Annotated in this window: 25 protein-coding genes and 1 tRNA gene; 15 read left to right on the forward strand and 11 right to left on the reverse strand. The window is 66.9% G+C overall.

Going from position 1 to position 25086, the window contains the following annotated elements; all coding sequences use genetic code 11:
* The first annotated feature begins 92 nt into the window (after positions 1-92).
* Positions 93-1433 (forward strand): diaminopimelate decarboxylase, encoded by a 1341-nt coding sequence (gene lysA, locus EYZ64_RS25400; RefSeq protein WP_135457824.1) that lies wholly within the window; start codon positions 93-95, stop codon positions 1431-1433.
* A 39-nt stretch (positions 1434-1472) separates the two neighbouring features.
* Here lysA and EYZ64_RS25405 read toward each other — a convergent pair whose 3' ends face one another.
* The 3 genes from EYZ64_RS25405 to EYZ64_RS25415 all read right to left on the reverse strand — a co-directional run bounded on the left by EYZ64_RS25405 (position 1473) and on the right by EYZ64_RS25415 (position 2960).
* Positions 1473-1796, reverse strand: a complete 324-nt coding sequence (locus EYZ64_RS25405; RefSeq protein WP_135457827.1) for an ArsR/SmtB family transcription factor — start codon at positions 1794-1796, stop codon at positions 1473-1475.
* Positions 1789-2238, reverse strand: a complete 450-nt coding sequence (locus tag EYZ64_RS25410) for an SRPBCC domain-containing protein (RefSeq protein ID WP_135457829.1) — start codon at positions 2236-2238, stop codon at positions 1789-1791. The genes EYZ64_RS25405 and EYZ64_RS25410 overlap by 8 nt, the downstream gene beginning before the upstream one ends.
* Positions 2239-2366: 128 nt before the next feature.
* Positions 2367-2960: a TetR/AcrR family transcriptional regulator gene (locus tag EYZ64_RS25415; RefSeq protein WP_167858178.1), complete on the reverse strand. Its 594-nt coding sequence runs from the start codon at positions 2958-2960 to the stop codon at positions 2367-2369.
* Positions 2961-3045: 85 nt separating this feature from the next.
* Between EYZ64_RS25415 and EYZ64_RS25420 the strand changes: the two genes are divergently transcribed.
* From EYZ64_RS25420 to pth, 8 genes are all read left to right on the forward strand, one after another.
* Positions 3046-3117 (forward strand) — tRNA-Gln (locus EYZ64_RS25420).
* A gap of 87 nt (positions 3118-3204) precedes the next feature.
* A complete protein-coding gene (gene glmU, locus EYZ64_RS25425) occupies positions 3205-4665 on the forward strand; it encodes a bifunctional UDP-N-acetylglucosamine diphosphorylase/glucosamine-1-phosphate N-acetyltransferase GlmU (protein WP_135457831.1) in 1461 nt (486 codons plus the stop codon).
* 195 nt (positions 4666-4860) lie between these two features.
* Positions 4861-5841, forward strand: coding sequence for a ribose-phosphate diphosphokinase (locus tag EYZ64_RS25430; RefSeq protein ID WP_135457833.1), 981 nt, complete (start codon positions 4861-4863; stop codon positions 5839-5841).
* The gene (arsC, locus tag EYZ64_RS25435; protein ID WP_135457834.1) at positions 5842-6180 is read left to right on the forward strand and encodes an arsenate reductase (glutaredoxin); all 339 of its coding nucleotides are present in this window, start codon (positions 5842-5844) and stop codon (positions 6178-6180) included.
* Positions 6177-6821, forward strand: coding sequence for an LpqN/LpqT family lipoprotein (locus EYZ64_RS25440; RefSeq protein ID WP_167857965.1), 645 nt, complete (start codon positions 6177-6179; stop codon positions 6819-6821). The genes arsC and EYZ64_RS25440 overlap by 4 nt, the downstream gene beginning before the upstream one ends.
* A 40-nt stretch (positions 6822-6861) precedes the next feature.
* A complete protein-coding gene (locus EYZ64_RS25445) occupies positions 6862-7734 on the forward strand; it encodes an oxidoreductase (RefSeq protein WP_135457836.1) in 873 nt (290 codons plus the stop codon).
* Positions 7735-7903: 169 nt separating this feature from the next.
* Complete coding sequence (locus EYZ64_RS25450; protein WP_135457838.1) at positions 7904-8557, forward strand: 50S ribosomal protein L25/general stress protein Ctc; 654 nt, start codon at positions 7904-7906, stop codon at positions 8555-8557.
* A 20-nt stretch (positions 8558-8577) separates the two neighbouring features.
* Positions 8578-9153, forward strand: coding sequence for an aminoacyl-tRNA hydrolase (pth, locus tag EYZ64_RS25455; RefSeq protein ID WP_135457840.1), 576 nt, complete (start codon positions 8578-8580; stop codon positions 9151-9153).
* A gap of 7 nt (positions 9154-9160) precedes the next feature.
* Here the strand turns inward: pth and EYZ64_RS25460 are convergent, their stop codons facing one another.
* Both EYZ64_RS25460 and EYZ64_RS25465 read right to left on the reverse strand, forming a co-directional pair.
* Positions 9161-10246 (reverse strand): metallophosphoesterase family protein, encoded by a 1086-nt coding sequence (locus EYZ64_RS25460; RefSeq protein ID WP_135457842.1) that lies wholly within the window; start codon positions 10244-10246, stop codon positions 9161-9163.
* 69 nt (positions 10247-10315) lie between these two features.
* On the reverse strand, positions 10316-11350 hold the full coding sequence (locus EYZ64_RS25465; RefSeq protein ID WP_135457844.1) for a 4Fe-4S binding protein: 1035 nt from the start codon (positions 11348-11350) through the stop codon (positions 10316-10318).
* 108 nt (positions 11351-11458) lie between these two features.
* On the opposite strand from EYZ64_RS25465, the gene EYZ64_RS25470 reads away from it, so the two are divergent.
* On the forward strand, positions 11459-11986 hold the full coding sequence (locus EYZ64_RS25470; protein WP_135457846.1) for a DUF6611 family protein: 528 nt from the start codon (positions 11459-11461) through the stop codon (positions 11984-11986).
* A gap of 398 nt (positions 11987-12384) precedes the next feature.
* On the opposite strand, the gene EYZ64_RS25480 is transcribed toward EYZ64_RS25470, so the two are convergent.
* The 3 genes from EYZ64_RS25480 to EYZ64_RS25490 all read right to left on the reverse strand — a co-directional run bounded on the left by EYZ64_RS25480 (position 12385) and on the right by EYZ64_RS25490 (position 15989).
* The gene (locus EYZ64_RS25480) at positions 12385-12816 is read right to left on the reverse strand and encodes a DUF4189 domain-containing protein (protein WP_135457847.1); all 432 of its coding nucleotides are present in this window, start codon (positions 12814-12816) and stop codon (positions 12385-12387) included.
* Between the two features lie 259 nt (positions 12817-13075).
* A complete protein-coding gene (locus EYZ64_RS25485; RefSeq protein ID WP_135457849.1) occupies positions 13076-14710 on the reverse strand; it encodes a fatty acyl-AMP ligase in 1635 nt (544 codons plus the stop codon).
* 310 nt (positions 14711-15020) lie between these two features.
* Positions 15021-15989 (reverse strand): 4-(cytidine 5'-diphospho)-2-C-methyl-D-erythritol kinase, encoded by a 969-nt coding sequence (locus tag EYZ64_RS25490; RefSeq protein ID WP_167857966.1) that lies wholly within the window; start codon positions 15987-15989, stop codon positions 15021-15023.
* A gap of 55 nt (positions 15990-16044) precedes the next feature.
* Between EYZ64_RS25490 and EYZ64_RS25495 the strand changes: the two genes are divergently transcribed.
* The gene (locus tag EYZ64_RS25495) at positions 16045-16905 is read left to right on the forward strand and encodes a serine/threonine-protein kinase (RefSeq protein WP_135457854.1); all 861 of its coding nucleotides are present in this window, start codon (positions 16045-16047) and stop codon (positions 16903-16905) included.
* Between the two features lie 58 nt (positions 16906-16963).
* On the opposite strand, the gene rsmA is transcribed toward EYZ64_RS25495, so the two are convergent.
* The 3 genes from rsmA to EYZ64_RS25510 all read right to left on the reverse strand — a co-directional run bounded on the left by rsmA (position 16964) and on the right by EYZ64_RS25510 (position 19925).
* Entirely contained in the window at positions 16964-17863 is a 900-nt protein-coding gene (gene rsmA / locus EYZ64_RS25500; RefSeq protein ID WP_135457856.1) for a 16S rRNA (adenine(1518)-N(6)/adenine(1519)-N(6))-dimethyltransferase RsmA, read from the reverse strand.
* Positions 17860-18987 (reverse strand): resuscitation-promoting factor, encoded by a 1128-nt coding sequence (locus EYZ64_RS25505; protein WP_135457858.1) that lies wholly within the window; start codon positions 18985-18987, stop codon positions 17860-17862. The genes rsmA and EYZ64_RS25505 overlap by 4 nt, the downstream gene beginning before the upstream one ends.
* 83 nt (positions 18988-19070) lie before the next feature.
* Positions 19071-19925 carry a TatD family hydrolase gene (locus EYZ64_RS25510; protein WP_135457860.1) on the reverse strand — a complete coding sequence of 285 codons (855 nt, stop codon included), beginning with the start codon at positions 19923-19925 and terminating at the stop codon, positions 19071-19073.
* Positions 19926-19949: 24 nt separating this feature from the next.
* Here EYZ64_RS25510 and metG point away from each other — a divergent pair, with 24 nt between their 5' ends.
* The 4 genes from metG (at position 19950) to sigJ (ending at position 25063) form a co-directional block, all read left to right on the forward strand.
* Positions 19950-21497 (forward strand): methionine--tRNA ligase, encoded by a 1548-nt coding sequence (gene metG, locus EYZ64_RS25515; protein WP_135457862.1) that lies wholly within the window; start codon positions 19950-19952, stop codon positions 21495-21497.
* Position 21498: 1 nt separating this feature from the next.
* Positions 21499-22848 carry an NADP-specific glutamate dehydrogenase gene (gene gdhA, locus EYZ64_RS25520; protein WP_135457864.1) on the forward strand — a complete coding sequence of 450 codons (1350 nt, stop codon included), beginning with the start codon at positions 21499-21501 and terminating at the stop codon, positions 22846-22848.
* A 101-nt stretch (positions 22849-22949) separates the two neighbouring features.
* Positions 22950-24140, forward strand: coding sequence for an NAD(P)/FAD-dependent oxidoreductase (locus EYZ64_RS25525; RefSeq protein WP_135457866.1), 1191 nt, complete (start codon positions 22950-22952; stop codon positions 24138-24140).
* Positions 24140-25063, forward strand: coding sequence for an RNA polymerase sigma factor SigJ (gene sigJ, locus EYZ64_RS25530; protein ID WP_135457868.1), 924 nt, complete (start codon positions 24140-24142; stop codon positions 25061-25063). Before EYZ64_RS25525 ends, sigJ begins: the two co-directional genes overlap by 1 nt.
* The last annotated feature ends 23 nt before the right edge of the window (positions 25064-25086 follow it).

Here is a 25086-nt window from a genome sequence, read left to right on the forward strand (position 1 = left end):
CTCCGACGCGTTCGCGTCAGGATCCGCCCCTGCAGCGTCAAGGAACCGTCAAGCCCGATGACGCAGGCCCCGGCACGGCCGACTGTGGAGTCATGACCTTGCTGGACATCCTGCCTTCACTTCGCGGCGCCACCCGACCACGACTCGATCCGAACATCTGGCCGCTGACCACAGGGGTCGACGAGCAGGGCAGGATCACCGTCGGCCGGGTGCCGCTGACCGACATCGCCGACGAGTACCGAACCCCGGCCTACGTGCTCGACGAGACCGATTTCCGGACCCGCGCCCGGCGCTACCGCGCCGCGCTCGGCCAGGCAGAGGTGGTCTATGCGGGCAAGTCACTGCTAACCACCGCCGTTGCCCGCTGGGTTGCCGAGGAAGGCCTCGGGCTGGATGTCTGCTCGGCCGCCGAGCTGGCGACAGCGTTGGCGGGCGGGGTCGACCCGGCGCGCATCGTGATGCATGGCAACGCCAAGTCATGCGACGAATTACGCGATGCGATCGACGTCGGGGTCGGCCGGATAGTGGTCGACTCCCCGATGGAGATCACCTACCTGGCCGGGCTGGCGCGTCGGCCCCAGCCGGTACTGATCCGGGTCACACCCGACATCGACATCCATGGTCATCGTGCGGTCACCACCGGGGTGACGGACCAGAAGTTCGGATTCGCGCTGGCCGATCGCCGCGCCGCCCGCGCCGCCGCCCGCATCCTGGCCACCCCGAACCTCGATCTTGTCGGCCTGCACTGCCATATCGGCTCGCAGATCACCGATCCCGCGCCCTATGGGGTGGCCGTGCGCCGGTTGATCGGCGCGATGGCCGACATCCGCGCCGAACACGGCCTGGTGCTGACCGAGCTCAACATCGGTGGCGGTCATGGGGTTCCGTATGTCCGCGGCGACGCAGCCCTCGACATCGCAGCGCTGGCCGCCGTCCTCGACGATGAACTGACCGCGGCGTGCGCGGCCGAACGGTTCCCGCGGCCACGTCTGGTCGTCGAGCCCGGCCGCGCCATCAGCGCACGGGCCGGGGTGACTTTGTACCGGGTGTGCGGGGTGAAGTCCCAACCCGGCGGGCGCACGTTCGTCGCCGTGGACGGCGGCATGAGCGACAACCCGCGAGTCGCCCTGTACGGAGCGAAATACACGGTGGCCCTGGCCAATCGACATCCGCTCGGACCGACCATGGTGGCCACCGTGGTGGGACGGCATTGCGAGGCCGGTGACGAGATCGTGCACGACGTCGAGCTGCCCGCCGACATCCATGCCGGCGACCTGCTGGCCGTGGCCTGCACCGGCGCGTACCAACACAGCATGGCTTCGACCTACAACATGGTGGGCCGCCCGCCCGTAGTGTCGGTGCGCGACGGCGCTTCACGGGTGTTGGTGCGTCGGGAGACGACGGCGGACCTGCTCGCGCGGGATCAGGGATGAGCGCTTGCGCGAAGACCCAACGGCTCGGCTGAGCTGCCGTCAGGCATCCCGCTCGGCAACACCCTTGATCCTGGCGAGCCGGCGTTCCCAACCCGCCGCTATTCCGTCGAGCCGTCTCGCCACCTCGCTGAGCCGAGCACCTACCGCCTCGTATTTGATCTCACGCCCCGCCCGGGTGGCTACCACCAGGCCAACGTCGGTGAGCACTTTCAGATGCTTGGCGATGGCCTGACGGCTGATCGGGAGTTCGTCGGCCAGCGCCGAGGCCGACGCGGGCCGGCGCCCGAGTGCAACGAGAACCTGCCACCGACTGTCATCGGCAAGTGCAGCGAAAACCTGCACCGGTGAGGCATTTTCATGCATCGGCGGCGGCCCCCACCAGATACTTCTGGGCGAGGACGAGCTCGACCGGCCAGCCTCCGCTGTGATCGTCGAACCGGGACCGGCGGTTGGCCTCGGGCTCGTCGAGCGAGGCGAACCCGCTCTCGACGACCCGCAGGACCACGCCGGATGGCGCTGGGGTGATCCAGAATTCGACGAGGGTGGAGGAGCTGTAGAGGTCGTCGGCGTCGATGTGCCACCGGAAGGCCGCGTAGCGCGGCTCCTCGAGTGCGACGGTCCGCAACGCGAACCTCCCGTGGGTGGGGTCGGTGACGATGGCGACGTCGCCGTCACGATCGATGCGGTGTTCGGTGATCCGCTCGTCGTTGATGTACCAGCCGGGTTCGCTCACCAGGTCCCAGACGCGTTGCGCCGGTGCGTCGATGGTGATCTCGCGCTCGATGCGGTCGTAGTCGGTGGTCATATCGGGGTCCTCTCCGCCGGGATTGTTGCAACCCAAGAGTTGCACATGGATCCCCTGTATTGCAACCCCCGAGTTGCAGTTGGTGTTGCCTACCGACTCGCCGTCGGGCGACCGAACGAATGAGCCCGCTACTCCTCGTGCAGGATCGGGTCGGACTCCAGGTGGGTCAGCCCGTTCCACATCAGGTTGACGACGTGGGCGGCCACCACTTCCTTCTTGGGCTCGCGCACGTCGAGCCACCACTGGGCGGTCATCGACACCGACCCGACCAGCGCCTGGGCATACAGCGGTGCCAGTTCGGGATCCAGCCCGCGCCGGGAGAAGTCCCCGGCCAGGATCGAGGAGACCTGGTTGACCGCGTCGTTGAGCAGCGTCGAGTAGGTGCCCGAGGTGATCGCGGCGGGGGAATCGCGGATCAGGATGCGGAAGCCGTCGGTGCGCTCCTCGACGTAGGTCAGCAGGGCCAGCGCCACGCGTTCGACCCGCACCCGGGACCGGTTGTTGGTAAGCGACGAGGTGATGCCATCCAGCAGAGCCGACATCTCCCGGTCGACGACGACGGCGTACAGGCCTTCTTTGCCGCCGAAGTGCTCGTAGACCACTGGTTTGGAGACGTTGGCGCGCTGCGCGATCTCCTCGATCGAGGTTCCGTCATAGCCCCGTTCAGCGAACAGCGACTTGGCGATCTCGATGAGCTGCTGTCGCCGTTCGTTGCCGGTCATCCGGGCCCGGGGGGCCCGCACTTCCTTCTCGGGTGCTGCCACGCATATCAGGCTAGACCGTTCGACTAGAGTCTCTCCCGGACATTCCGTCGTGGTGTAATCGGCAGCACCTCTGATTTTGGTTCAGATAGTTCAGGTTCGAGTCCTGGCGACGGAGCTCACGATCCCGCGAACGACCGCAGAATGCCGGTGTTGACGGTTTGTCGGCGTACAGACACGGTCGCTCGGCGAGAAAGGGGCACCTGTGTCGACCACCGAGGCCGCCGTCGTCGTACTGGCAGCAGGTGCCGGGACCCGAATGTGCTCGGACACCCCGAAGGTGCTGCACACCCTGGCCGGCCGCAGCATGCTCAGCCACGCGGTACACACCGTGGCCAATGCGGCTGCCCAGCATCTGGTGGTCGTTCTCGGCCACGACCGTGAGCGCATCGCCCCCGCGGTCGGTGAGCTGGCGGAGAAGCTGGGCCGCACCATCGACGTCGCCATCCAGGACCAGCAGCTGGGCACCGGCCACGCCGTGGCCTGTGGCCTGAGCTCGCTGCCCGACGAATTCGCCGGCACGGTCGTCGTGACCTCGGGTGATGTCCCGCTGCTCGATGCGGACACGCTGGCCGGTCTCATCGAGACCCACAGTGCCGCGACGGCTGCTGCCACTGTGCTCACCACCACCGTGCCCGACCCGACCGGCTACGGCCGCATCCTGCGTACCCAGGACAACGAGGTAATCGGCATCGTCGAGCAGGCCGACGCGACCGAGTCGCAGCGGGCGATCCGCGAAGTCAACGCCGGGGTGTACGCCTTCGACATCGCCGACCTGCGCTCGGCGTTGAGCCGCTTGAGCTCGAACAACGCGCAGCAGGAGCTGTACCTCACCGACGTCATCGCGATCGTGCGGCAGGACGGCCGGACGGTGCGGGCCATGCATGTCGACGACAGCGCGCTGGTGGCCGGCGTCAACGACCGGGTGCAGCTCTCCGATCTGGGCGCTGAACTCAACCGCCGCATCGTGGCCCGCCATCAGCGGGCCGGCGTCACGATCATCGACCCGGCCACCACCTGGATCGATGTCGACGTCACCATCGGCCGCGACACCGTCGTGCGCCCCGGCACCCAACTGCTCGGCACGACCGAGATCGGCGCCGGCTGCGAGATCGGCCCGGACTCGACGCTGACCGACGTCGAGGTGGGTGACGGCGCATCGGTGGTGCGCACCCATGGTCAGCTCGCCGTGATCGGAGCCGGAGCCACCGTCGGCCCGTTCACCTACCTGCGGCCGGGCACGATCCTCGGGGCCGACGCCAAGCTCGGCGCGTTCGTCGAGACCAAGAACTCCACAATCGGCACGGGCACCAAGGTGCCTCACCTGACCTACGTCGGCGACGCCGACATCGGCGACCACAGCAACATCGGGGCCTCCAGCGTCTTCGTCAACTACGACGGCGAGACCAAGCACCGGACCACCATCGGCTCGCACGTGCGCACCGGCTCCGACACGATGTTCATCGCCCCGGTCAACGTGGGCGACGGCGCCTACACAGGTGCGGGCACCGTGCTGCGCGACGACGTCCCGCCCGGCGCGTTGGCGGTCTCGGACAACGCCCAACGCACCATCGAGGGCTGGGTGCAACGCAAGCGCCCGGGTTCGGCTGCCGCGGCGGCAGCGGCGGCAGCAGAAGAGGCCGCGCGCAAGGCCCGCGAGGAGTAGGCCGGCCACCACCGGGGCCGAGCGTGGCGCGTGTGCACGAAATCGGTGGCAAACGCGTGCGGGAACGCCACAGTCGGCACCGCTGGGCCGGGCAATCCGACGTTTCGTGTTGGCAATCTGGTAACCCGGCTACGAACAACCAGAAACGCTACGTACGATTGCTCCGTATCGATCCCCAACCGCGAAGGCAGCCAAGTGGCCACGGACTGGACCGACAATCGAAAAAACCTGATGCTGTTCTCGGGGCGCGCGCACCCGGAACTGGCAGAACAAGTGGCCAAGGAACTCGGTATCGAGGTCACCGCGCAGACCGCCCGCGACTTTGCCAACGGCGAGATCTTCGTCCGGTTCGACGAGTCCGTGCGCGGCTGCGACGCGTTCGTACTGCAGAGCCATCCCGCGCCGCTGAACCAGTGGCTCATGGAGCAGCTCATCATGATCGACGCGCTCAAGCGCGGTAGCGCCAAGCGGATCACCGCGATCCTGCCGTTCTATCCCTACGCGCGCCAGGACAAGAAGCACCGCGGCCGCGAGCCCATCTCGGCCCGCCTGGTCGCCGATCTGCTCAAGACCGCCGGCGCCGACCGCATCGTCTCGGTCGACCTGCACACCGATCAGATCCAGGGCTTCTTCGACGGCCCCGTGGACCACATGCGCGCCCAGTCGCTGCTGTGCGGCTACATCGCCGAGAACTACGCCGACAGCGACGTGGTCGTGGTGTCGCCGGACTCGGGCCGGGTGCGCGTCGCCGAGAAGTGGGCCGACTCGCTGGGCGGCGTGCCGCTGGCCTTCATCCACAAGACCCGCGACCCGCTGGTGCCCAACCAGGTCAAGGCCAACCGCGTCGTCGGTGACGTCAAGGGCAAGACCTGCATCCTGACCGACGACATGATCGACACCGGTGGCACCATCGCCGGCGCAGTCAAGCTGCTGCGCGAAGACGGTGCCAAGGACGTCATCATCGCCGCCACCCACGGCGTGCTGTCCGACCCGGCCGCCCAGCGTCTGGCCGACTGCGGTGCACGCGAGGTGATCGTCACCAACACGCTGCCGATCACCGACGACAAGCAGTTCCCGCAGCTGACCGTGCTGTCCATCGCGCCGCTGCTGGCCAGCACCATCCGTGCGGTGTTCGAGAACGGTTCGGTTACCGGGCTGTTCGACGGGTCCGCCTAGATGGCCCGCATCTACCACAATCCGAAGTGCTCGACCTCGCGCAAGACCCTGGATCTGTTGCGCGAGAACGGGATCGAGCCGGAGGTCGTGCAATACCTCAAGACGCCGCCGACGCGTGACGAGATCAAGCAACTGATCGCCGACGCCGGCATCGACGTGCGGACTGCGGTGCGCAAGCGCGAATCCCTCTACGCCGAACTCGGTTTGGCCGACGCATCCGACGAGGAACTGCTCGATGCGATGGCCGAGAATCCGATCCTGATCGAGCGGCCGTTCGTCGTGACCGACAACGGCACCCGGTTGGCCCGGCCGATCGATTCGGTGCGCGAGATTCTGTGAAGCGGCTGCTCGCCACCGGCGCCGCGATGGCGGTCCTGGTCACCGGCTGTGGCGCCGAAACGCCTGACTACAAGTCGATCTGGACCACGAGTTCGACGACTCCAGCCGTCCCTGCGGACAACCAGCCGGTACCCCTGTGGCAGTACCTGGAGGACTCCGGCGTCGTCGGCGAGCCCATCGCACCCGAGAAGATCCCACACCTGAACGTCACCATGCCGAACCCGCCGGGCTGGCACACCTACAACAATCCCAACCTGGCCCCGGGTACCCGGATGATCGCCAAGGGGAACACCTACCCCACCGCGATGATGCTGGCCTTCACCTTGCACGGCGATTTCGACGTACCCAAGGCCCTCAAAGACCACGGCTACGCCGATGCCCAACTGGCGGAGAACTTCAAGCAGCTCAACGCATCCAACGCGGACTGGAAGAGTTTCCCGTCGGCGATGATCGAGGGCAGCTACGACCTCAACGGCAAGCGCATGCAGAGCTACAACCGCGTCGTCATCGCGAACGACGGGCTGCAGCCCCCGCAGCGCTATCTGGTCCAACTGACCGTGACGACCTACGCCGACGAGGCTGCCACGCAGGGACCGGACATCGAATCGATCATCGCGGGCTTCAACATCGCCAAGAAGTGAACCTGCGAAGAAGTGCCGGCGCGACCGTAGGGTGGTCAGCATGAGTGGATGGACCAGCGCCGACCTGCCCTCGTTTACCGGCCGCCGGGTGATCGTCACCGGCGCCAACAGTGGACTGGGTCTCGTCACCGCCCGCGAGCTTGCCCGCGTCGGCGCCAAGGTCACCGTCGCGGTCCGCAACCTGGACAAGGGCACCGCAGCCGCGGCGTCGATGACCGGCGGGCAGGTCGAGGTACGCAAGCTCGACCTACAGAACCTGGCCTCGGTGCACGAGTTCGCCGACACGGTCGAGAGCGTCGACGTGCTGATCAACAACGCCGGCATCATGGCCGTCCCGCTGAGCCGGACCGTCGATGGCTTCGAGAGCCAGATCGGCACCAACCACCTCGGCCATTTCGCGCTGACCAACCTGCTGCTGCCCAAGATCGCCGACCGGGTGGTGACGGTGTCGTCGTTGATGCATCTGTTCGGGCAGATCAGCCTGCGGGATCTCAACTGGAAATCGCGGCCGTACTCGGCGTGGCTGGCCTACGGGCAGTCCAAACTGGCCAACCTGATGTTCACCTCCGAGTTGCAGCGCCGGCTGACGGCATCGGGCTCGCAGGTGCGTGCGCTGGCCGCCCACCCCGGGTATTCGGCCACCAACCTGCAGGGCCAGACCGGCAACAAGTTCGGCGCCCGGCTGATGGCGACCGCCAACCGGGTCTTCGCCAGCGATCCGTCGTTCGGCGCCCGTCAGACGCTGTTCGCGGCGTCCCAGGACGTCCCCGGTGACAGCTTCATCGGGCCGCGGTTCGGCCAGTTCGGCCCCAGCCAGCCGGTCGGGCGCAGCCCGCTGGCCAGGCGGGTGGACACCCAGAAGGCACTGTGGGAGCTGTCTGAGCAGCTGACCAAGACCACGTATCCGCTGTAGCTCGCCGGCGCCGATTTTTGGGAGCGGCCCGGTTTTTGCTACCCTGACCTGGCGTCACGGCGAGGGTGGACCTTTTGGACCACCGTTATCGGCGGGAACTTCTTCAAGTGTTGTGACCCTTGCCGTGCTGACGATCTGACCGCAGTACCGCAATTAGAGGAGCAACATCATGGCCAAGGCCGCAGCCAAGAACGTCCCCAACAAGCTCACCGCCGCCGTGCGTACCCGCACCGGCAAGGGTGCCTCGCGCCAGGCACGCCGCGACGGCAAGGTCCCCACCGTGCTCTACGGCCACGGCACCGAGCCCCAGCACCTGGAGATCAGCGCCCGTGAGTTCGCCGCGGTGCTGCGCCACTCGGGCACCAACGCCGTGCTGACCCTCGACATCGAGGGCAAGGAGCAGCTGGCGCTGACCAAGGCGCTGGACATCCACCCGATCCGCCGCAACATCCAGCACGCCGACCTGCTGGTCGTGCGCCGGGGCGAGAAGGTCCACGTCGAGGTCACCGTGACCGTCGAGGGCGACGCCGTTCCGGGTGCCCTGGTCACCCAGGACGCCAACACCATCGAGATCGAGGCCGAGGCCCTGTCCATCCCCGAGCACCTGACCGTGTCGATCGAGGGCGTCGACGCCGGCACCCAGATCCTGGCCGGCCAGATCGAGCTGCCCACCGGCGTTTCGCTGGTGTCGGATCCCGAGATGCTCGTGGTCAACGTCGTCGAGGCCCCGAGCGCCGAGGACCTCGAGTCCGAGGGTGCCGGCGAGACCGCTGAGGCCCCGGCCGCGGAGCCGGCCGCCGAAGCTGCCGAAGCTGCCGAGTAACCAGGTAGGACACTGCCTCGATGGCCGAGCCGCTGCTGGTGGTGGGCCTGGGAAATCCCGGGCCCGCCTACGCCAAAACCCGGCACAATGTCGGGTTCATGGTGGCCGATGTACTGGCCGCCCGCATCGGCTCGGCCTTCAAGGTGCACAAGAAATCCGGTGCCGAGGTGATCACCGGCCGGCTCGCCGGAGCTCCGGTGGTACTGGCCAAGCCTCGGTGCTACATGAACGAGTCCGGCCGTCAGGTCGGGCCGTTGGCCAAGTTCTATTCGGTGCCGCCGGGTCGGATCGTGGTCATCCACGACGAGCTCGACATCGACTTCGGCCGGATCCGGCTCAAGGTCGGTGGCGGCGAGGGCGGCCACAATGGGCTGCGTTCGGTGGCATCAGCCTTGGGCAGCAAGGAATTTCAACGGGTCCGCATCGGAGTGGGCCGCCCGCCGGGTCGTAAGGATCCGGCGGCGTACGTGTTGGAGGCCTTCACCGCCGCCGAACGCGCCGAGCTGCCGACGATCTGCGAGCAGGCCGCCGATGCCACCGAGCTGTTGATCGCTCAGGGCCTGGAGCCGGCCCAGAACACCGTGCACGCCTGGTGATCTTGCATCACCAGGTGAACGGCTTCTCCAAAGTGAGCGTGCGCTCCGCCGGCGGGTACCAGCCCTGCGGCGCATGCTGGTCGCTGTGCAGATAGCACTGCACCCGCACCTCTGCGCTACCTGGACGAAATGTGAGCAGCCGGCTGATCGGCAGGGTCGTGATCGGCATGTGATGGCGACTCAATGACGCCACATTCATGAAATAGGTTCCACCCCAAGCCTGCTCGATATGAGTCTTGCCGCCGTGGGAATCGTCGGGATTGGTGTGGGTGTGACCGGCCAGCCACAGCGCGACCGCACCCGGGTGTTCGGTGAGGTACCGCTCGAAGGCCCCGGAGTCCGGCTTGCCGCCGACCCAGTACAGGTAGGACGCGCCCTGCGGCGTCCCCTCCAGGAACGGGCGGTGGTAGTGCTCGTGGAGCTTTCCGTCCGCGTCGCGGCGCACCCCCTCCCACTCCCCTGACGCCACCGTCGTGTCCTTGAGCACGTAGTGGTGCACCGTGATGATGATCGAATCACGGTTCTGTTCAACCATGTTCGCCCACCAGTCGAATGTCTCGGCGGAGACCACCCCACCAGGGTTACCGCCGAGCGTGCCCCGGCCCACGGCCTGAGACGGCTCGTTCCGGTCGCTGAGCATCAGGAACAGCAGGTTGCCCACCCGGAACGAATAGCGTTCCCAGGTACCGCTGACCCGATATCGCCGGGCCGCGGCGTCGACGCCGGAATGTGCGGGGTGCGCGCCCAGCGGATCGATCCATTTCTGCCACCACCAGGCGTCGGGTTCGGAAAGACCGCTGCGGTCGTGGTTTCCGCACACCGAGTACACGTCTTCACGCCGGTGTTTGCGCAACGCCGAGAGCTGCCGGCGCACCTCCTGCCCCTCGGCGTCGTCGGGCAGGCGGTGATGGGCACCGGACATGTCGCCGACGTCGACGGCGATGTCCCAGCCGAACGGCGGACCGCCTTGCGCTCCACCGAATTCCGACTGCCGGATGGCCTCGGCGAGGCTCTCCCGGCCGAACTGCCTGTCGGTCCCGACGTGGGCATCACCAAATGCCCACAGCCGAAAGTCGCCCTGCTGTGTCGCCATCGTCGAGCCACGTTAGCCGTCGAGGGATGACCGGTCGGGCGTTGCGCTCACGGTGATTCCATCGGCCGGTCACAGACCCCGGATTCCGCTGTCCACCACCTTGACGGTCTTGTGTGGATACCGCTTCTCGGCGTGGGCCTTGGCCGCCGAGTTCGGCAGTACATACAGCGTTTCGCGCTTGTCCTGCAGGGGTTTGAGCACCCGGTCCATGAACTCCTTGCGGTCATCGAGGTAGGGCTCGATGACGTCCTCGCCCGCCGGACATACCGCCAGGCAGTAGGCCGCCTTGTAATTGGCCTTGAACGACAGGCTCTGCCACATCGACGCATTCTCGGAATCGCTGACCCGGGACCGGAAATCGGCGGCATCGCTGCTGTCGGCGATGGTCTGTGCCCAGTCGGTGAACCCGCCCATGAACTCGCGGTAGTTGTGCACCGAGCAGGCGACGAAGTCGAACTCGCCGTCCTTGCCGATCGCCCCGACCGGGCAGGCCGCCACGCACAGCTTGCATTCCAGGCACGGCGAATAGTCCAGCGGCACGCCGTAACTGCTGATCGGCGCACCGACCAGAATCGTCGCCAGCAGGATGAAATTGCCGAATCTGGGGTGGATCACGTTGCGGTGGATGCCCATCACCCCCAGCCCTGAGGCCACCGCGACCGGCTTGTGCGCCACCACCCAGATCCGCCCGGGGAACCTGTCCATCTCCATCGGAAAGGTCGCCGACGGGTTCACCGCACGATGGCCGGCATCCTCCAGGGCCCGGGTGATCCGGTGCGCCGCCTCGTTGATGATCTCGCCGCTGCGATGGAACTCCTGGTTGGCCACGCTGCGGGTGGACGAACGTACGTTGTCGCGGTTCATCTTGACCACCAGCGAGATGTAACTGCGAACCCCCGGCAGTGCGGCCTCGACGTGTTCGCGCTCCGAGGCCAGCGCGGGGTCGTCCGCACTGGCGAAGGCCACGTCGTCGGCCCCGGCGTCCAGACACAATGCCCGCAGCCAATCGGCGTCGATCACGTCCGGAACAGCTGTGTCCGCACGGGCCCGCACCGCGCGGACAGTCGGGTGGTCGGCCAGGCGAGGTGGGAGTTTCGGCGTCATCAGGCTGAGTATAGTTCTCTATACCCAGCACGCAAGAATCCAGCTCGTGGGCGTAAAGAAACCGTTCGGGCGCGATGCGGGCACCTGCGTAGCGGGTACACCCGAGGTATGGACGGCAACCGGCTACTGCACCCGCTTCTCGACGGCTCCCGGGCGTGGGGCTGTGTGCAGGTCAGGCCCGGCCGTTTCGGCATCACCTACTACCGCTTGGTGGTGTACCCGCCCGGCCTGAGTGCCGCTGAACGCCGCCTCGTCCGGCTGGCACGGGGCTGGCCGCTGTGGGGAATGTTCGTATGGCTGCTGTGCCAGCTGTGGCTGGGCGGGCAGATGTCGCCCTGGCCCGCGTTCGGGATTTCCACCGCGGTGTTCCTCGCCGCGGGAGCCGTTGTGCTCGGCCTGGCCGGCAGCGCGTTCCACGGCGTGCGAACGCTGTGCGCCACGACGATGGCCGGTTACGACGATCCTGGATCTGCGGCCGCCCGCGAGCGCCTGGTCGTGCTGGCCGCCGAACTCCTACACGCCGACGAGTGCCTCGCCCGCGGCGAGATCACCGCCGTCGACCACGAGATGATCTGGTGGCGGGTCTACAACCGGATGCAAGCCGACAAGACCGCAAATACCCAGCGCAGCAAATGATGTCGGACATGCTCGACGGCGCCATAACGACCACGAGCGGGCGCGTCACGAATGACACGCCCGCTCGCGGGTGCTTGGTACCGACTCGGCGAATAACTAGCGGCGAGCCCCAGGCATCCCCAACCACGGGAACACCGGCTGATTGGCCGGCGGCGCCGTCGTTCCTGGTCGCGCCTTGATCGAGGTGCTGCCATTGGTCGTGCAGATCGTCTTGGTGGCCGTGTCCTGGCAGGTCGGCCGAGCACTGGCAACCGGTGCCGAAACGACCGATACGGCAGCCAAACTCGCCATCAAGAATGCAAACTTGCCGCGACCAGTCATCTTGTCCTTCCCTTTCCGGGCTACGACCGCTACACCCGAACTGCGATGCGCCGAACGCGCCGACATCCGCCCGCTCATCACGGGCAGGCCGATACGACGACGGGGGAATCCGCATCGAGCGGGGTGTTGTTCGCCGCCGCCCGGTTGAATGCGTCCTGGCGGGCAGCCTCGACCGTCGCCCCGGCACCGCCGGCCACCGCGTGGTTGCTAGGGCTCGCGACGGACACGATGCAGAGGTTGTCGTTGGTCACCTCGTCAGCGGTGCACTCCACACCTCCCGCGCTCTGGCAGGCCGCGATCACCGCCGCCGAGGCCTCTTCGCTCGTATCACCGGTAGCGGTGAAACCCGCTATGGTGTCGATGAATTCGCCGGTGCCGACGGCAGCAAAAATGTCTTCGGGGTCCTCGACGTAACCACCGGGGCCACCCGCCCACGCGGTGCCCGCGGTAATCCCGGCAGCAATAACGCCTGTGCCGAGGATCGCCGAAACCCATCGGGATTTGACCATTCCGATCCTCTCTTCAAAGTGCTTTCTGCGACAGAATACGCAAACATTGCATTAACGATGAGCAAATTGACTGTGCTGTCATGGCTTTTGATCGACGTCGCAGGTACCCGCAGTGCCCACATTGCGAAATGCACGCCGAAACCCGGTGTGTCGAGAGAGGCTCAACTCAGAAGTGCGCGAGGGTGCGCAAAATGTTGCGCCGCCAGCGGCGTGTCGACCAGCAGACACGCACGCTCGCGGCGCAGGAAGCCAGAAAAGGCTAGGTGACCAGGGAGACCGAGTTGGCGCGGCGCAGCTTGCCCGACGGGGTCTTCGGAATGCTGCCCGGCCCGAGCACCACGACGTTGCGCGGACGCATGTCGACCTCGGAGACCACCTCGTGGGCCACCTGATGCTCGATGCGGCGCACCTCGGCCGGGTCCTGCCAGGCGTTGGACTCCACGGCGACGGCGAAGGTCTCACGCGAGTGCCCGGCGTCCAGACGCACCGCCACGGCGCAGCCGGGGCGGACGCCCTCGACGCGACCGGCGGCGCGCTCGATGTCGGTCGGGTAGATGTTGCGCCCGGCCATGATGATCACGTCCTTGACGCGACCACACACGATGACGTTGCCCTCTTCGGTGATGTAACCGAGATCGCCGGTGTCGTACCAGCCGTGCTCGTCCTGGGCCGGCAGGAAGCCGCCCATGGTGATGTAGCCGGGGGTCAGCGATTCGCCGCGCAGCTCGATGACGCCGACGCCGCGGGCCGGCATCACGTCGCCGTGCTCGTCGACGACACGGGCCTCAAGGTCTTTCAGCAGCGGGCCGAGTGAGGCCAGCCGCCGGGTGTTGCCCTTGGTTGCGGGCACGGCACGGCGCAGCGCGGCCAGCAGGTCGGCATCGACCTCGTCGACCACCAGGCCGGCGTCGCACGGGGAGAACGACACCGCCAGGCAGGTCTCGGCCATGCCGTAGGCCGGCAGGATCGCCGACGAGGGAAGGCCGAACGGCTTGCCCGCGTCGAGCAGGTCCTCGACATCGGCAGGCTCCACGGGCTCGGCGCCCGAGAGCGCGAACCGCAGGGTGGACAGGTCGTACTCGCCGGGCTTGGCCTGACGGCGCAACCGCTTGGCGAACAACGCGTAGGCGAAGTTGGGCGCCGCGGTCATGGTGCCCTTGTACTTGGTGATGAGCTTGGCCCACAGCAGGGTGTCACGCAGGAAGTCCATCGGCGTGACCTTGACGAGCTCGGCGCCGAAGTACATCGGGATGGTCAGGAAGCCGACCATGCCCATGTCGTGGAAGCAGGGCAGCCAGCTGACCATGACGTCCTTGTCGACGTCGTACTGCGCGCCGATGAACATCGCCTCGGCGTTCGAGTGGATGTTGCGGTGCGTGATCTGCACGGCCTTGGGCGAGCCGGTGGAGCCGGACGTCAGCTGCATCAGCGCCAGATCGTCCTCGCCGGTTTCCACCGGGTCGATCGGGTCGGCCGCCAGCAGGTCGCCGACCTTGAGCACCTTGATGCCCTTTTCCTCCAGCACCGGGATGGCGACCAGGAACGGCTCGGAGACGATGACGGCGTCGGCCTCGATCATGCCGATCACGTTCATGGTGTCTTCGGCCCACACCGCCAGGTCCGTGCGCGGAGTCGGCTGGTGCAGCATGGTCAGGCTCGCGCCCCGCATCCACACGCCCTGGGCGGTCGGCGCGATCTCCACCGGGAAACCGGCCAGCACACCGACGGCGTCGCCGTGGCCGATACCAGCGGCCGCCAGGCCGCCTGCGATGCGGCGGGAGCGCTCGTGAACCTCACCCCAGGTGTGGCGAACCGGCTCATGCGGCTCACCGGTCACCATCCCGCGCTTGCTCTCACGAGCATTGCGGAACATCTTCTCGGTGAATCTGCTCACGACGACCTCCTTGGCTTCCGCGGCCCCGGCACCAGCGACAGTGCGCCAGGTGCAGTTGCCCGGTTATCCATGCTCCGCCCGCTGCACACCGCTTTTGGGTAGGCGCGCGCACACGATTGGGGAGCAGTTATGTCTCGAAAAGGTGATGCCCCAGAACCGGGAATACAGCTTCGCGGCCGCCCACCGTTACGGGCGGCGGGCGCACAAGTCGTACCCGATGCAAGATCGCTAGCATTCACCGTCGCTCATCTTAAGAGACCCTTAAGTAACTGGCCAAACCCTCGCGTTAATTGAGGTCTGCGTCACAGTGTCAGGCCGAGGTCGACGGCTCCGGGACGACCCGGGCACCGCTCACCGGACCGCTGGCCACCCGCACTGTCCGGCACACCCCCGCCCCGGCCAACTCGGCGCCGACGTCCACCGCCGACGTCGAGGACGGGCACAGGAACGCGCACGTCGGCCCGGATCCGGACACGATGCCGGCCAGCGCGCCGGCCTCCACCCCGGCACGCAACGTCCGGCGCAGGTCCGGGTACAGGCTCAGCGCCGCCGGCTGCAGGTCATTGCCCAGCAGTGCGGCGAGTTCGGCCGGATCACCGGACGCCAGCGCGGCCAGCACGGGCTCGGGCTCCTCGGCCCGGGGCGGGCCGCCGGTCGAGGTGTCCGCACGCAGCCGATCCAGCTCACCGAACACCTTCGGGGTGGACAGACCCTTGTGTGCGAACGCCAACACCCAGTGGAAGGTACTGCGGGCCAGGACCGTGGCCAGTTCCTCACCGCGCCCCGTGCCCAGCGCCGTGCCGCCGTGCAGCGCGAACGGCACGTCACTGCCCAGCCGAGCGGCCAGGGCGTGCAGATCGCGCCTGGGCACCCCGAGCTCCCACAGCGTGTTCATCGCCACCAGCACCGCGGCCGCGTCGGCACTGCCGCCGGCCATGCCACCGGCCACCGGGATCGACTTGTCGATGCTGATCGCCACGTCCGGCGACCGGCCCACATGCTCGGCCAGCAGCTCGGCCGCGCGCCAAGCCAGATTGCGCTCGTCGGTGGGCACCGACTCCACGCCCTCCCCCTCGACGGTCAGCGACAACATATCGGCGTTGCGCACCGTCACCTCGTCCAGGAGCGACACGGCGTGGAACACCGTGGTGAGGTCGTGGTAACCGTCGTCGCGCACATCGCCGACGGCCAGGTGCAGGTTCACCTTGCCGGGGACGCGCACGGTGACAGAACCGGTGGGGACCCACTCGGATGCGGTACTGCCGTCGGATGCTGACACGGCCACGACACTATCGCCGCTCACCCGCGGTTGTCGGTGAACTTAAGCTGAGACGGTGCCCTCACCCGAGGTGATCGTCGCGGGATACACCGCGGTGAAAGTCGTGGGGACCGGCGGCTCAGCCGTCGTATACCTGGCCCGCGACCCCGACGGGGCCACCGTCGCGCTCAAGGTTCTCGATGATCAGCACCGCCAACCCGCCCACCTGGCCCGGCTGCAACGCGAGTTCGACTTCGCCCGTCAGCTCACCCATCCCAACATCGTCACGGTGTATGCCGCAGGCCCGGGCTGGCTGGCGATGGAGCTCCTCGGCGGCACGGCGAACCACCTGCCCGGCATACCCGAGCGGCTCACCGCGTTGACCCAGATCGCGGGGGCACTCGACCTCGCCCACCGGCGCGGAATCGTGCACTGTGACGTCAAACCCGCCAATATCCTTGTCGATCAACCATTCTCGCGGGCAGTGCTGATCGATTTCGGCGTGGCGCACTCGATGGCCGAGGACGTCGCCGCGCGCCTGTCCCACGATCGCTCACGGATGAGCCTCGACCCCGCCCGGCGCATCACCCGTCAAGCGTTCCAGCCGCATCCGAACATCCAAGCGTCACTGGCCTATTCGGCGCCCGAACTGCTCGTCGGGAGGACGCCGTCGGCGGCGACGGACCAGTACGCACTGGCCTGCACGGCGGTCGAACTGCTGACCGGGTCGCCCCCGTTCACCGCGGATACCGCGGTGGCCCTGATCGATCAGCAGCTGTACAGCCGTCCGCCACGAATATCGCAGCGCTGCAGCTGGATTCCACGTGGGGCGGACTCGATCATCGCCAGGGCGATGGCCAAGGAACCGGACCGGCGCCACGCATCGTGCTCGGAGTTCGTCAGGCTGGTGATCGAAGTGATCGAGCCTGCGATGTGAAGAAGATCGCAAGATTGTCGAACAATCTCGCGATCTTCTTCACGTTCAGCGCAGGTGGCTAGTGTGCCGCCTCAACTTCGGCCGCTGCCTCACCCTCAGCCTCTTTGGCCCGCTGCAGCAGCCGGACGAAGTCCGCGATGCCCAGCGTCTCACCACGGCGCGACGGGTCGATACTGGCGGCCAGCAGCCGCTCGGCCGACTCGTTGCCCGAGCCCGCCCAGTCCGCGAATGCGTTGCGAGAGGTCTTGCGCCGCTGCGCGAATCCGATGTCGATGAGCTTGAACACCTCATCGCGGAACTCGGCGTCGGTCGGCCACGGCGATGTCTCGTACCGGTCGATGCGGACCAGTCCGGAGTACACCCGAGGGATGGGCCAGAACACCGTCGGCGACACCATCCCGTGCCTGCGCACGTTTCCGTAGAAACGCGCCTTGGCACTGGGTACGCCGTAGTCCTTGCCGCCGGGGTCGGCCGCGAGGCGCTCGGCCACCTCGGCCTGCACCATGACCATCACCGTCCGGATCGACGGGAACTCGGCCAACAGGTGCAGCAGTGCGGGCACCGCCACGTTGTACGGCAGGTTCGCCACCAACGCGGTCGGCTGCTCGGTCAAATCAGACGGCATCAGCGTCAGGATGTCCTGATTGATCACCGTGAGCCGGTTGATCTCGCTGTGGGAATGATCGGCGATGGTGGCCGGCAATTGCTTGGCCAGCACCGGATCGATCTCCACGGCGGTCACCCTGGCGCCACGGTCCAACAGGGGCAGAGTCAACGACCCGAGACCGGGTCCTACTTCGAGCACACGGTCGTTCCGGTGAATCCCGGAGGCCGACACAATGCGCCGAACGGTATTGGCATCGTGAACAAAGTTCTGGCCAAAGGCCTTGCGTGGCCGAAAGTCGATTTCTTTCGCCAAGCGTCGTATCTCGGTCCGCCCGAGGAGTCGAATAGTCAGCGCGCCCCAATCCTCCCACTACACACTGGCCAAGCTCCCCAACCCTGCCGGGCCTGCGTCACCGTAGCAATCGCAATCTGCTCTTCTCTAGTCGCCAGATCGGCTCTCGGAGCATACCGCAGACCACCCTGTCGCTCCCAGGTGTTCTGGTCGAATTGGACCCCGCCAAAAAATCCGTTACCAGTGTTAATGGCCCAGTTACCTCCGGCTTCGCACTGCGAAAGCGCGTCCCAGGCAGCCCCATTGCTAACCGGCGGAACTTCGGTGCCCGGCTTTGCTCCGACCCTCAGCACGCCGTCGCGCGCCGGATCGATCACGACATTGGCTACTGGCAGCCTGCCGGTCTCCACACCGTTCACCTTGGCCACCGCGTAGGTCACGTCCTGGGTGCCCGGGGCGCCGGCGTCCTCGACGACCTTGCGGCTCATGTTCAGCTCGGGGTCTTCGATGCGCTTGTTGCCCGGGGCCAGCTCCACCCGCTCGGTGACCTTCTCGATACGCATGCGGGTCACCTGAAGCTGCATACCCTCGGTGACCGGGGTCGATGCCGCCGGAACCACGGTGTCGTTCTGCTCCAGCGGTGCCCCCGCAGCGGCGAGCAGGCCCGCCACGTTCGGGGCAGCCAGATGCACAGTCTGGACGTTGCCGCCATCGTCGATCCGCACTGTCTTGGCACTCACCACGGGAAGTGCCATACCGCCCAGCGGCACCCTGCTGCCGCGGGACGCCGCGGCCGGTGCCTTGTCGGTCATCTTCAGCTGCGCCAGGGCCTCATCCACGGTCGAGGCGGTGGTCCAGACCTGCTTGCTGTCGTTACCGTCCAACGACAATTGCAGCGGCCGGCTGCGGCGCAGGACGATCGTGTCGGCCTGGTTCACTGACTCGTCGGCGGCGGGGTAGAGATCGTCGCGGTCGCCTACCGAGAATCCGTTCTCCTCGACGACATCGATCACCCGGGACTTCATCGTCGTCACGGTCATCGGTGCGCCGTCGACGCTCAGCGTGACGGTCTTGTGCGATCCGACGGCGTAGCCCCCGGCCGCGGTGAGCGTGACCAGTAAGGCCCCCACCACGCCTCGCAGCAGCGGTGATCGGGATTCATGAATTTTGTTGAGCGCGTCCACGGTTCTCGTTTTTCTCCCCGGTTCGGACGGCATGCATCACCGCCGGCGGTTGAGCTTTGATCACAAGACGGTAACGAATCGGCCTACGACCGGCAACTCCCGTTAAGTCCGTACACCCGCGCCGCAGTGGCTGCGGTCTCGGACGCGACCTCTTCGGCAGGTCGGTCCAGCAACTCTGCGAGTGCCCGCACAGTGTATGGCAGGCAGTACGGCTCGTTCGGTGCTCCGCGGAACGGGTGCGGGGTCAAAAACGGCGCGTCAGTCTCGACCAACAGCTGGCCGGGAGGGATCAGCCGGGCAGCTTCCCGCAGCTCAGCGGCATTCTTGAAGCTGACCGTGCCCGAAAGGCTCAGCACCCAGCCGGCTTCCACACAGGTGTGGGCCATCTCCGGTCCGGAGGAAAAACAGTGGAAGATCACTGTCTCGGGCGCCCCTTCGGCGCGAAGCACGTCGAGAACCTCGGCGTCGGCGTCGCGGTTGTGGATCATCAACGGCTTGCCGGTGCGCTTTGCCAGGTCGATGTGCCACGCGAAACCCTCGCGCTGCTCGGCCGGCGTCGCACAGCCGTCCAACCGGCCCGGCCAGTACAGGTCCATCCCGGTCTCCCCGACCGCGACCACCCGCGGATGGGCGGCCAGCCGCTCCAACTCGGCCCGGGCCGCATCGTCGAGCACGTTGGCCCGGGTGGGATGCAGCGCCACCGCCCCGAAAACCCGCTCATCAGCATCGACGGCCGTGGTCACCCAGCGTGCCGAGTCCAGATCATCGGCGATGGTGACCGCCTGGACCACCCCGACGGCGGCCGCGCGGTCCATGATCGCGCGGACATCCTCAGCGGTCTGGGCACCGCAGGCGTCGAGATGAGTATGTGCGTCGACCAGCGGACCCAAAGGCTCCGGGGCTGGCGGTTTCTCCCTGGCGGTGCGTTTCGAACCCACCGCAACACAATAAGGTGGGACCAAATGAGTGAGCCTTTCTACATAACTACGGCCATCGCCTATCCCAACGGTGCGCCGCATATCGGGCACGCCTACGAGTACATCGCCACCGATGCGATCGCCCGGTTCAAGCGACTCGACGGCTTCGACGTGCGCTACCTGACCGGTACCGACGTCCACGGCCAGAAGATGGCCGAGACCGCCGCTGCCGAGGGCATCTCGGCAGCAGAGCTGGCCAACCGCAACTCCGACGTGTTCCAGCGGCTGCAGGAGAAGCTCAACATCTCCTTCGACCGGTTCATCCGCACCTCCGACGCCGACCACTATGAGGCGTCCAAGGCGATCTGGCGCGCGATGTTCGAGGCCGGGGACATCTACCTGGGCACCTACTCCGGCTGGTACTCGGTGCGCGACGAGCGCTTCTTCGCCGAGGACGAGACCACCGAGGGACCCGACGGCACCCGCACCGCGATCGAGACGGGCACACCGGTCACCTGGACCGAGGAGCAGACCTACTTCTTCCGGTTGTCGGCCTATGCCGAGCGCCTGCTGGCCCACTACGAGGCCCACCCCGAATTCATCGGACCCGATGTGCGCCGCAACGAGATCGTCAGCTTCGTCTCCGGCGGGCTGAAGGACCTGTCGATCTCGCGGACCACGTTCGACTGGGGCGTGCCGGTCCCCGACCATCCCGACCACGTGATGTACGTGTGGGTGGACGCACTGACCAACTACCTGACCGGGGTGGGATATCCGGACACGGCGTCAGAGACCTTCGGCAAGTACTGGCCCGCCAAGCTGCACATGATCGGCAAGGACATCATCCGGTTCCACAGCGTGTACTGGCCGGCGTTCCTGATGTCGGCCGGGATTGCGCTTCCCGAGCGGGTTTTCGCACACGGCTTCATCAACGTCAAGGGCGAGAAGATGAGCAAGTCGGTCGGCAATGTCGTCGACCCGATCGCACTCGTCGACACGTTCGGACTCGATCAGGTGCGCTACTTCTTCCTGCGCGAGGTGTCCTTCGGCCAGGACGGCAGCTACAGCGAGGAAGCCATCATCGGCCGGATCAACGCCGACCTGGCCAACGAACTGGGCAACCTGGCGCAACGCTCCCTGTCGATGGTGGCCAAAAACCTCGACGGCGTGGTGCCCGACCCGGGAGCGTTCACCGACGACGACACGGCCATGCTGAGGGCCGCCGATGCCCTACTCGAACAGGTGCGCGCGCACTACGATGTGCCGGCGATGCACCTCGCACTTGAATCGATCTGGTCGGTACTCGGCGCGGCGAACCGCTACTTCTCCGCCCAGGAGCCCTGGGTGCTGCGCAAGTCCGACGATCCAACCGACCAACAGCGATTCGGTACGGTGCTCTACACGACGCTCGAGGTAGTGCGAATCGCGGCGCTGCTGACGCAGCCGGTGATGCCGGACTCGACGGCCAAGCTGCTCGACCTGCTGGGCCAGCCGACCGACGCACGCGACTTCGACTCCATCGGGACCCGGCTCAAGCCAGGTACCGAATTGCCCGCGCCCACCGGGGTTTTCCCCCGCTACCAGATGGACTGAGATGGCTGTATTACACGAGAAACTGCAGGCGATCTACGAGGAAGTCGCGCAACGTAACGCCGGCGAGAAGGAATTCCACCAAGCCGTATACGAGGTGCTGACCAGCCTCGGGCCGGTGGTGGCCAAGCACCCCGACTACGCCGACGGCGCCATCATCCGCCGGCTGTGCGAGCCCGAACGCCAGATCATCTTCCGGGTGCCCTGGCTCGACGACTCCGGCACCGCGCAGATCAACCGGGGCTTCCGGGTCGAATTCAACTCGGCGCTCGGACCGTTCAAGGGCGGCCTGCGGTTCCACCCGTCGGTCTACCTCGGCATCGTGAAATTCCTGGGCTTCGAGCAGATCTTCAAGAACTCGCTGACCGGCCTGCCGATCGGCGGCGGCAAGGGCGGATCGGACTTCGACCCCAAGGGCCGCTCCGACGCCGAGGTGATGCGGTTCTGTCAGTCCTTCATGACCGAGCTGTACCGCCACATCGGCGAGTACACCGACGTCCCGGCCGGCGACATCGGCGTCGGCATGCGCGAAATCGGTTACCTGTTCGGCCAATACAAGCGGATCACCAACCGCTACGAATCCGGCGTGCTCACCGGCAAAGGCCTGACCTGGGGCGGATCCCAGGTCCGCACCGAGGCCACCGGATACGGCACGGTGTTCTTCGTCGACGAGATCCTGCGGTCGAGCGGGCAGTCCTTCGAGGGCAAGCAGGTCGTGGTGTCCGGTTCGGGCAATGTGGCGATCTACGCGATCGAGAAGGTGCACTCGCTGGGCGGGACCGTGGTGGCCTGCTCGGATTCCAGCGGCTACGTACGCGACGACAAGGGCATCGACCTCGACCTGCTCAAGGAGGTCAAGGAGCTGCGCCGCGGCCGCATCGAGGATTACGCCGAGGCCCGCGGCGGCGCGGCGGAGGTCGTGACCGGGCGCAGCGTGTGGGAGGTGCCGTGCGACATCGCGTTGCCGTGCGCCACCCAGAACGAGGTCTCCGGCGTCGACGCGACCATGCTGATCAAGTCCGGCTGCCAGATCGTGGCCGAGGGCGCCAACATGCCGTGTACCCCCGAGGCCGTGAAGTTCTTCGAGGAGGCTGGGGTGCGGTTCGCCCCGGGCAAGGCCGCCAATGCGGGCGGCGTGGCCACCAGTGCGCTGGAGATGCAGCAGAACGCCTCGCGGGACTCGTGGAACTTCGACGACACCGAGGCGCGGTTGGCCGAGATCATGCGGCGCATCCACGACCGGTGCCTGACCACCGCGGACGAGTACGGACAGCCGGGCAACTACGTGGCGGGCGCCAACATCGCCGGCTTCATCCGGGTGGCCGACGCGATGCTCGCTCTGGGGCTCGTCTAGCCGTTCGAGTGATGTAGGCCACATCGCGCGGGTCTGCTGTCACATATCGGGGATGCGCGGTGTCTTGAGGGCACAAGCCTTTGAGAACAGGAGACGCTCCCATGACCGAAAGAATTGCGCAGAACACCCGAGTGGTCGTGATCGGCGGCGGTTACGCCGGGGTGCTGGCGGCCAACCGACTGCAGGGCACTCCGGGAGTGGTTGTCACGCTGCTCAATCCGCGGCCCGAGTTCGTCGAGCGCATCCGGCTGCACCAGCTCGCAGCCGGCAACCGCGGCGCCACCACGGCCTACGACGAACTGCTGGGCAACGGGGTCCGGCTGTTGGTCGACGGCGCCGAGTACATCGACGCCGACATCCGTCAGGTGCAGTTGGCCTCCGGCGAGGTGCTCGACTACGACTACCTGGTCTATGCCGTCGGCAGCACCGCCGGAGTGCCCGCCTCGGTGCCCGGGGCCGCCGAATTCGCCTATCCGCTTTCGGAACTCGAGCAGGCCCAGCGGCTGCACGCCCGCCTGCAGGATGTCCCGATGTCGGCCCCGGTGGTCGTCGTCGGCGGCGGCCTGACCGGGATCGAGGCCGCGGGCGAGTTCGCCGAGCAGGGCCGCGCGGTCACCCTGGTCACCGACGTGGTCGGGGCGTCGCTGGGCACCGGTGCCCGTCGCTCGGTCGTCAAGGCGCTGACCAAACTCGGTGTCTCGATCGTCGACGGACCCGAGATCCTGGTGACCGGGGTCGAGCCCGATGCCGTCACGCTGGCCGACGGGAACCGGCTGCCCAGTGCGGTCACGGTGTGGACCACCGGGTTCGGGGTTCCCGGGCTGGCCGCGGCCAGCGGGCTGCGCACCGACGAGCTGGGCCGGTTGCTCACCGACGAAACCCTGACCAGCATCGACGACGCGCACGTCGTCGCGGCCGGAGACGCGGCCTCACCGTCGGGGGTTCCGCTGCGGATGAGCTGCCAGTCGGCGGGCCCGATGGGGGTCCAGGCCGCCAACACCGTGCTGGCCCGGATCGCGGGCGCCGAGCCCAAGGTCATCAACCAGGCCTTCGCCGGACAGTGCGTGAGCGTCGGCCGGAGTTACGGCACGGTGCAGCTCTGCCACTCCGACGACAGCCCGCGCCGCGTCTTCATCGGCGGGCGCACGGCCGCCTTCTTCAAGGAGCAGGTGTGCCGCGCGACCGTGACGTTCCTGCGCAAGGAGGGCGTCAAGCCGGGGTCGTACTTCTGGTTCAAGGGCGACAACCGGGCACGGCAGCTCGCCGAGGCACGCAAGGAGAGTTTCGCCTGATGAACACCCCCAGTGCAGGTAACTCGAACGAACACGCCGAACGGTTCACGCTACTGCGGCCGTTGTTGTTCACCATCGCCTACGAGATCCTCGGTACGGCAACGGAATCTGACGATGTCCTGCAGGAGAGTTACCTGCGCTGGGCCGAGGTCGATCTGGACACGGTGCGCGATACCAAGGCGTTCCTGGCCCAGCTCGTCACTCGCCAGGCGCTCAATGCCCTTCGGGCCCAGTCGCGACGCCGTGAGGAGTACGTGGGTCCGTGGCTGCCCGAGCCGCTGCTGCTGGCCGACAGTATCAGCGGCGCGGGCGATCCCTCAGCGGATGTGGTTCTGGCCGAGTCGGTTTCGATGGCGATGCTGGTGGTGCTCGAAACGCTGACACCCGATGAGCGCGCTGTGTTCGTGCTGCGCGAGGTGTTCGGGTTCAGCCACGACGAGATCGCCTCGGCGATCGGCAAATCCGCGAGCGCGGTGCGCCAGATGGCGCACCGCGCCCGCAACCATGTGCAATCACGGCGCAAGCGGTTCGAACCCGTCGATCCGCAGGTGTCGACCGAGATCACCCAGCGGTTCTTCACCGCGGCGACGACCGGCGACATGAACGTGTTGCTGGAATTGCTCGCGCCGGACGTGGTGTGGACAGCAGACAGCGACGGTAAGCGCAGCGCCGCCCGCAGGCCGGTGTCCGGGGCCCAATCGGTGGCCAAGCTGGTCATGGGCCTGATGCGGTTTGTGGCGCAGGGCGGCCACTTCGAGCCCACGACGTACAACAACGCCCCCGCGTTCAAGATGTACCTCGAAGACAGCTTCGAGGGCGTTGTCACCGTCGAGGTCACCGACGGCAAGATCACCCACTTCTACGCGATGCGCAATCCGGACAAGCTGACCGGTGTCGACGTCCCGCGGGTGATCAGCCGCTGAGTTTTCCCCGCGGCCAGACGCAA

The organism is Mycobacterium sp. DL99, from assembly GCF_004762045.1.
Classification (GTDB): domain Bacteria; phylum Actinomycetota; class Actinomycetes; order Mycobacteriales; family Mycobacteriaceae; genus Mycobacterium.